At 66.0% G+C, this 8,154-nt stretch carries 8 protein-coding genes; 7 read left to right on the top strand and 1 reads right to left on the bottom strand.

Going from position 1 to position 8,154, the window contains the following annotated elements:
* Window positions 1-228 precede the first annotated feature (228 nt).
* Entirely contained in the window at window positions 229-381 is a 153-nt protein-coding gene (locus QZ753_RS17170; RefSeq protein ID WP_294645380.1) for a hypothetical protein, read from the top strand.
* 28 nt (window positions 382-409) lie between these two features.
* Here QZ753_RS17170 and QZ753_RS17165 read toward each other — a convergent pair whose 3' ends face one another.
* Window positions 410-1,741, bottom strand: a complete 1,332-nt coding sequence (locus QZ753_RS17165) for an MFS transporter (protein WP_294645379.1) — start codon at window positions 1,739-1,741, stop codon at window positions 410-412.
* 174 nt (window positions 1,742-1,915) lie between these two features.
* On the opposite strand from QZ753_RS17165, the gene cyoA reads away from it, so the two are divergent.
* The 6 genes from cyoA to QZ753_RS17135 all read left to right on the top strand — a co-directional run.
* Window positions 1,916-3,157, top strand: a complete 1,242-nt coding sequence (gene cyoA, locus QZ753_RS17160; RefSeq protein WP_294645378.1) for a ubiquinol oxidase subunit II — start codon at window positions 1,916-1,918, stop codon at window positions 3,155-3,157.
* 61 nt (window positions 3,158-3,218) lie between these two features.
* Complete coding sequence (gene cyoB, locus QZ753_RS17155; protein ID WP_294645377.1) at window positions 3,219-5,225, top strand: cytochrome o ubiquinol oxidase subunit I; 2,007 nt, start codon at window positions 3,219-3,221, stop codon at window positions 5,223-5,225.
* Between the two features lie 3 nt (window positions 5,226-5,228).
* The gene (gene cyoC / locus QZ753_RS17150) at window positions 5,229-5,867 is read left to right on the top strand and encodes a cytochrome o ubiquinol oxidase subunit III (RefSeq protein WP_294645376.1); all 639 of its coding nucleotides are present in this window, start codon (window positions 5,229-5,231) and stop codon (window positions 5,865-5,867) included.
* Window positions 5,864-6,250 carry a cytochrome o ubiquinol oxidase subunit IV gene (gene cyoD / locus QZ753_RS17145; protein WP_294645375.1) on the top strand — a complete coding sequence of 129 codons (387 nt, stop codon included), beginning with the start codon at window positions 5,864-5,866 and terminating at the stop codon, window positions 6,248-6,250. Before cyoC ends, cyoD begins: the two co-directional genes overlap by 4 nt.
* Window positions 6,247-7,050 (top strand): SURF1 family protein, encoded by an 804-nt coding sequence (locus tag QZ753_RS17140; RefSeq protein WP_294645374.1) that lies wholly within the window; start codon window positions 6,247-6,249, stop codon window positions 7,048-7,050. Before cyoD ends, QZ753_RS17140 begins: the two co-directional genes overlap by 4 nt.
* On the top strand, window positions 7,047-8,154 hold a 1,108-nt coding region (locus QZ753_RS17135), incomplete at its 3' end, for a sensor histidine kinase (protein ID WP_294645373.1). The genes QZ753_RS17140 and QZ753_RS17135, both read left to right, overlap by 4 nt.

Raw genomic sequence — 8,154 nt, 5'->3', positions numbered from 1 at the left:
TCCATCTGGACAGCGTGGACCGCGTGGAAGCGGGCGCGGTGATCCTGAACCGGACGACCGCGCAGGCGCAGGACGAATGGGGGGTCGAAGCCGTCGGCGGCGAACCGGGTTTGGCCGACGAGCACGGGGCACAGCCGGGCTCCGCGACCGCTGGCCCCTGATCCTTCGCGCTAGAACACGGCGCACCGGCACCGGAGGGTGCCGGCGCCGAACCGGAGAACGATACTCATGGACAGCATGCCCAAAGGCTCCAGCGCGCTGCTGCGCATCTGGCACGTTCTTTTCTGCGGAAGCGAAGGCGTCGGAATGACCAGATTGATGGTCTTCCTCGCCGCCTATGTCCTCGTCGGCGGTCTGATCTTCGCCTTCGCCACGCGCTGACGGCAGACCAAACCGCCTACGCCGGCGGTCAGACCGCGCGCAGCCGCATCTGCCGGTTCACGCGCAGGGCGATCAGCGTGCAGACCGCGCCGGACAGGAGGTAGATGCCGACGGCGATGAGACCGAACTTGCTGGTCGCCCCGAGTGCGACCAGAGGCGCGAAGCCGGCGCCGATGAGCCAGGCGAGGTCGGTGGTAAGAGCCGAACCCGTGTAGCGGTCGCGCCCCGCGAAGTTCGACGCGACGGCGCCCGCGGACTGACCGTGCGACAGTCCGAGAAGCGCGAAGCCGATCATGATGAAGGCGGTCTGCGCCGTCGTGCCGCCGCCCAGAAGGAACGGCGTCGCCACGCTGAAGGCCGCGATGGCGATGGCGCAGGCGCCCAGATGCGTGCGCCGACCGACGCGATCGGCGATCGAGCCGGACAGAAGGATGCAGACGAGACAGATCGCCGCGCCGCCGAGCTGCATCAGCAGGAACTCGCCGGGCGAGCGGTTCGAGAAGATGTCGACGTAGGAGATCGGGAAGATCGTGACGAGGTGGAACAGCGCGAAGCTCGCCAGCGGGACGAAGGCACCCACGAGCACCGCGTTGCCCTGCTTGGCGACGAGCTCCTTCACGCTGACCGGCGTCAGGTCGCGGCTCTCGTAGAGCTCGGCATACTCTTCCGTCGCGATCAGGCGAAGACGGGCGAAGAGCGCCACGACGTTGATCGTGAAAGCGACGAAGAACGGGTAGCGCCAGCCCCAGCCGAGGAAGTCCTCGGCCGCGAGGTTGAGGTAGAAGAAGGCGAAGAGCGAGCTCGCGAGGATGAAGCCGATCGGCGTGCCGAGCTGCGGCAGCATCGCATACCAGGCGCGGTGCTTCTCCGGTGCGTGCATGGCGAGGAGCGATGCCAGACCATCCCAGGCACCGCCGAGCGCGAACCCCTGCCCCAGGCGGAAGACGATGAGGGCTGCCACCGCCCACATGCCCGCCGACTGGTATCCCGGCAGGAAGGCGATGGCCGCGGTCGAGCCGCCGAGAAGGAAGAGCGCGATGGTCAGCTTGACGCCGCGTCCGTGCCGGCGGTCGACCTCCATGAACAGGATCGAGCCGAACGGGCGGGCGATGAAGGCGAGGCCGAAGACGGCGAACGCGTAGAGCGTGCCGGTCAGCTTGTCGGCGAACGGGAACATCAGGGCGGGGAAGACGATCACCGACGCGATGCCGTAGACGAAGAAGTCGAACGCCTCCGAGGCGCGTCCGATCACGACGCCGATCGCCAGTTCGCCGGGCGACACATGGCCGTCGGTCGAGACGAGACGGGCGTCGCGTTCCATTCCCGTGGACGAGGCCACTGATTGGTTCGGCGTCGACATGCCGCAGCTCCTGAGAATTGGGGCGTAATGCCCGCCCGCTAAATTTATGGCGTGCTCCGATGCCGAATAGGTCGCCCGCTGCATATTCGTCAAACGAAGCGCGGTTGGACAAAACGTCCAATCCCCATTCCGCACCGCAAAACATACATCGCGGAACAAGACATCGGGACTGAGATGGTCGTTTTGCTCCAGAGATCCTTGCGCGCCCTGGCCGTGCTGCCGCTCCTGCTGATCCTCGGCGGGTGTAACCTTGTGGTGATGAACCCCTCCGGCTTCATCGCCAACCAGCAGGCCAACCTCATCCTCATCTCGACCGGCCTGATGCTCCTCATCATCGTGCCGGTGATCACGGCGACGCTCTGGTTCGCCTGGCGCTACCGGGCCAGCAATCCGGATGCGAAATACGACGGCGACTGGCATCACTCGACGCGCCTCGAAGTGCTGATCTGGACCGCGCCGCTGATGATCATCATCGCGCTCGGCGCCGTGACCTGGATCTCGACGCACCTTCTCGATCCCTACCGGCCGCTCGACCGCATCGACGCCGTCCGCCCTGTGACCGCCGAGACACCGCCGATCACGGTGGAGGTCGTCGCGCTCGACTGGAAGTGGATGTTCTTCTACCCCGAATACGGGATCGCGACCGTCAACGAGTTGGCCGCGCCGGTGGACCGGCCGATCAACTTCAAGATCACGTCCAGCGCGATCATGAACACGTTCTACGTACCCGCGCTCGCCGGCATGATCTACGCGATGCCCGGCATGGAGACGAAGCTCCACGCCGTGATCAACAAGCCGGGCGTCTACGAGGGCATGTCGGCCAACTATTCCGGCGCCGGCTTCTCGAACATGCACTTCAAGTTCCACGGCCTCGCCCAGGGCGATTTCGACGCCTGGGTCGAGAAGGTGCGCAGCGAGGGGCAGCCGCTCGACCGCGCGCGCTACCTCGAGGTCGAGAAGCCGAGCGAGGCGGAGCCAGTCCACTATTATTCGAGCGTCGAGGACGGACTCTACAAGGCGGTGCTCAACATGTGCACGGCGCCCGGCAAGATGTGCATGGACGAGATGATGCACATCGACATGCAGGGCGGTGCAGGTGTCGAAAGTGCCCAGAACCGCGACCGCCTGATCTACGACGGCCATCGCAATCACGACGGCGCCGGGCACGGTCCGGAGGGTTACGCCGGCGCGTCCGGCGGAAGCGAAGCGCAGGGCGCGACCTTCCCGGCCTCCGGGCGCCAGTCCCGCTCGCAGGAGACGCCGGACGGCGTTGCCCCCATGGGCTCATCCGGCGGCTCCGGTCACGAAGGCCACGACGGTATGAGTGGCATGAGTGGCATGGACGGACATGAAGGTCACGGCGCCTCGTCCGGGGGCGGCGAGATCGCACCGAACCAACTGAACCAGACGAACTGACCGACGGCCGGGGTTCCTCCCAGCCCCGGCTCGAAACAGCGCGAACCAGCGGATCCGACCGATGTTTTCCAATATGGATCTACAGCAACTGGTATTCGGGCGCCTGACGCTCGATGCCATTCCCCTCCACGATCCCATCCTGATCGTGACGTTCAGCGTGGTCGCCATCGGCGGCACGGCGCTGGTCGCCGCGCTGACCTACTACAAACTGTGGGGCTACCTCTGGAAGGAGTGGTTCACCACCGTCGATCACAAGAAGATCGGCATCATGTACTGCATCCTGGCGATCGTGATGCTGCTGCGCGGCTTCTCCGACGCCATCCTGATGCGCACGCAGCAGGCCATCGCCTTCGGCGCGAACGAGGGATACCTTCCCCCGCACCACTACGACCAGATCTTCACCGCCCACGGCGTGATCATGATCTTCTTCGTGGCGATGCCCTTCATCACCGGCCTGATGAACTACGTCGTGCCGCTGCAGATCGGCGCGCGCGACGTCGCCTTCCCCTTCCTCAACAACTTCTCGTTCTGGATGACGGTCGGCGGCGCGGTGATGGTGATGTTCTCGCTGTTCGTCGGCGAGTTCGCGCGCACCGGTTGGCTGGCGATGCCGCCGCTGTCGGGACCGGCCTATTCGCCGGGCGTCGGCGTCGACTACTACATCTGGGCCCTGCAGATCGCGGGCGTCGGCACATTGCTCTCGGGCATCAACCTCATCGTCACGATCGTGAAGATGCGCGCTCCCGGCATGACGATGATGAAGATGCCGGTCTTCTGCTGGACGTCGCTCTGCACCAACGTCCTCATCGTCGCCGCCTTCCCGGTGCTGACGGCGGTGATGACGCTGCTCTCGCTGGATCGCTACGTCGGGACGAACTTCTTCTCGAACGACCTCGGCGGCAATCCGATGATGTATGTCAACCTCATCTGGATCTGGGGTCACCCGGAGGTCTACATCCTGATCCTGCCGGCCTTCGGCATTTTCTCCGAGGTCGTCTCGACCTATTCCTCGAAGCGTCTCTTCGGCTACGCCTCGATGGTCTACGCGACGGTCGTCATCACCATCCTCTCCTACCTCGTCTGGCTCCACCACTTCTTCACGATGGGCTCGGGCGCCAGCGTGAACTCGTTCTTCGGCATCACGACGATGATCATCTCGATCCCGACGGGCGCGAAGATCTTCAACTGGCTGTTCACGATGTATCGCGGGCGCATCCGGTTCGACGTGCCGATGCTGTGGAGCCTCGGCTTCATGGTCACCTTCGTGATCGGCGGCATGACCGGCGTGCTCCTCGCCGTTCCCCCAGCGGACTTCGTGCTGCACAACTCGCTGTTCCTTGTGGCGCACTTCCACAACGTCATCATCGGCGGCGTGCTGTTCGGCCTCTTCGCCGGCGTGAACTACTGGTTCCCGAAGGCCTTCGGCTTCAAGCTCGACGAGTTCTGGGGCAAGATGAGCTTCTGGTTCTGGCTCACGGGCTTCTGGTTCGCCTTCGCGCCGCTCTACGTGCTCGGCCTGATGGGCGTGACGCGCCGGATGAACCACTTCGACGATCCGTCGCTGCAGATCTGGTTCGTCATCGCGGCCTTCGGCGCCTTCTTGGTAGCGCTCGGCATCGCCTCGTTCCTGATCCAGATCTACGTGAGCATCAAGAACCGCGACAAGCTGCGCGACGTGACGGGAGACCCGTGGGGCGGGCGCACGCTGGAGTGGGCGACGTCCTCGCCCCCGCCGGCCTACAACTTCGCCTTCACCCCAATGATCCACGACGGCGATGCCTGGTGGGACATGAAGCGCCGCGGCTACGTGCGCCCGCTCACCGGCTTCCGTCCCGTCCACATGCCCGCGAACACGGGTGCGGGCGTGATCCTGGCCGGCCTGTCGGTGGCCTGCGGCTTCGCCCTCGTGTGGTACATCTGGTGGCTGGCCGCCCTGTCCTTCGTCGCCATCCTCGGAACGACGATCGTGCACAGCTTCAACTACAAGCGCGATTTCTACATCCCGGCCGATGAAGTGGCCCGGGCCGAGCAGGAGCGCACGCAGCTTCTGGCGACATCGGGAGTCTGATCGATGGCCCACGCAAACGCGGTGTCCGCTGCCGGCGTCCAGAGCGACGAGCTGAAGTTCTACGTCGCGGAAGAGGAGGGCCACGCCGAGGGCGGGACCCTTCTCGGCTTCTGGCTCTACCTGATGAGCGACTGTCTCATCTTCGCGGTGCTCTTCGCCTGCTACGGCGTCTACGGGCGCTCCTATGCGGCCGGCCCCTCGGGGGCCGACCTCTTCGAGCTCGAGCTCGTCGCCGTCTCGACCGCCCTCCTCCTCGTATCGTCGATCACTTACGGCATGGCGATGCTGGCGATGGAGAAGGGGTCCAAGGGACTGACGCTGGCTTGGCTTGCCGTGACCGGCGTCTTCGGTCTCGGCTTCCTCGGTGCCACGGCCTACGAGTTCCACCACCTGATCGAGATCGGCGCCGGACCGCAGCGTTCGGCCTTCCTGTCCTCGTTCTTCGCGCTCGTCGGCACCCACGCGCTCCACGTCGCCTTCGGCGCTCTGTGGCTGGTCGTGCTGATGGCGCAGGTGGTCTGGAAGGGCCTGATCCCGGAAAACCGCCGCCGCCTGATGTGCCTGTCAATGTTCTGGCACTTCCTCGACGTCGTGTGGATCGGCGTCTTCTCCTTCGTCTACCTCATGGGGTCGCTGGCATGAGCGAGAAGCATCACGGGGCTCACGTCGAGGTTCTGCACGACCACCACGAAGCCGGCCACGGCAGCTTCAAGGGCTATCTCACCGGCTTCGTCCTGTCGGTGATCCTCACGGCGATCCCGTTCTGGCTGGTGATGGGCGACGTCTTCGCGTCGACCCGCGTCACCGCCTTCGTGGTCATGGCCTTCGCGGCCGTGCAGATCGTGGTCCACATGGTCTACTTCCTGCACATGAACACGAAGTCAGAAGGCGGCTGGAACATGCTCGCCCTGATCTTCACCGTGGTGATCCTCATCATCACCATCGCCGGTTCGCTGTGGGTGATGTACCACCTCAACACGAACATGATGCCGGCGATGCAGCATGACATGAGCCAGATGCCGTGACCGACGCCCGGCGCACGGCGCCGGGGCCGGACGCCTCGAACGCGGCGGGGCGGCCTCGAAGCCGCCTCTCCCTCCTTCTTCTCGGCGCCGCCGGGCTTCTCGTCTTCGTGGCGCTCGTCGGCCTCGGCGTCTGGCAGGTCCAGCGCCTGTCCTGGAAGCTCGATCTCATCCAGCGGGTCGAGGCCCGCGTGAACGCCCCGCCGGCCGCTCCCCCTCCCCCCGCGCAATGGACCTCGTTCGACGGTCCGGGCGAGGAGTATCGGCGGGTGCGGCTCGAGGGCTCCTTCCGCAACGACCGCGAGACGTTCGTTCAGGCCCTGACGGAACTCGGATCGGGCTTCTGGGTGATGACGCCCTTCGTGACGTCCGACGGCGCCACGATCCTCGTCAACCGCGGTTTCGTGCTGCCGGATCGCCGAGACCCGGCGACCCGCGCCGCCGGGCAACAGCCGGAACCCGTGACCATCACCGGACTCCTCCGCCTCGACGAGCCGGGCGGCGGGTTCCTGCGATCGAACGATCCCGCCGCAGATCGCTGGTTCTCGCGCGACGTCGCGGCGATCGCCGAGAAGCGCGGGCTCGGGCCCGTCGCGCCGTTCTTCGTCGACCAGTCGGCCGGCGAGACGCCGGGTGGCGTTCCCGTTGGAGGTCTGACGGTCGTCGCCTTCCGCAACCACCACCTCGTCTACGCGCTGACTTGGTTCGCGCTTGCCGCCATGCTGGCCGGCGCCGGCGTCTGGATCGCGCGCGACGAGCGCCGCCGCCGCGCGGCATGGCGCATGGCCGGGGCCGGCGAGTGAGTGCGCCCTTCGATGGCGCCGCGCCGGTCCCGCCCGCAACGCGTCTTGCCGAGATGCGCGCCCGTCTCCTGCACGGCGTCCCGCTCGAAGACTCGGCCGGGCGCAAGAATCTCCTCCTCCTGATCCAGCTGCGCTGGATCGCGGCGGCGGGGCAGATCGCCAGCATCGCCTTCGTCATGCTGTTCCTCGGCGTCACCGTCCCCATCACCCCAATGCTCGGCGTGATCCTCGGGCTCGTCCTTCTCAATCTCGGCAGCCTCCTGCGCCTTCGGCTGAAGCGCGGGGTGACGAACCTCGAGCTCTTCGCCGCCCTCCTCTTCGACGTCGCGGGACTGACCGCGCAGCTCTATCTCAGCGGCGGCGCCGCCAATCCCTTCACCTCGCTCTACCTTCTCCAGGTGACGCTCGGCGCGGTGCTCTTGAAACCCTGGTCGTCGATCGCGCTCGTTCTGGTCACGGTGCTTTGCTTCGCCGGTCTCACGACGAACTACCGCCCACTCGAATTCGTCGAGCAGGAGGGGCTCGGGCTGATGAGCCTGCACATCATCGGCATGCTCATCTGCTTCGCGCTGAACGCGGCGCTGCTGGTCGTCTTCGTCACGCGGATCGGCAACAACATCCGCGAGCGCGACGCGCGCCTTGCGGACCTGCGCCAGCACGCGGCGGAAGAGGACCACATCGTGCGCATGGGCCTTCTGGCCTCCGGGGCGGCGCACGAACTCGGCACCCCGCTCTCGACCCTTTCGATCATCCTCGGCGACTGGCGCCGGATGCCCTCGCTCACCGCCAACCCCGAACTCGCCGACGAGATCGAGGCGATGCAGGCCGAGGTCCGACGCTGCAAGTCGATCGTCACCCATATCCTCATGTCGGCCGGCGAGGCGCGCGGTCTTGAAGCGGGCATGACCACGATGCACCAGTTCCTCGACGGACTGGCGGCCGACTGGCGCGCGACGCGGCCCAACGCAAACCTCCGCTACGAGAACAGCTTCGATCGCAACATGCCGATCGTCTCGGAATCGACGCTGCGGCAGGTCGTCTTCAACGTCCTCGACAACGCCTACGAGGTCTCGCCGGACCGCATCCTGTTCCACGCCGCCCGCG

The sequence above is a fragment of the uncultured Aureimonas sp. genome, assembly GCF_913775355.1.
Classification (GTDB): domain Bacteria; phylum Pseudomonadota; class Alphaproteobacteria; order Rhizobiales; family Rhizobiaceae; genus Aureimonas.
The sequence above is the reverse complement of the archived record's forward strand: the minus strand, read 5'-3'. Positions and strand labels throughout refer to the sequence as shown.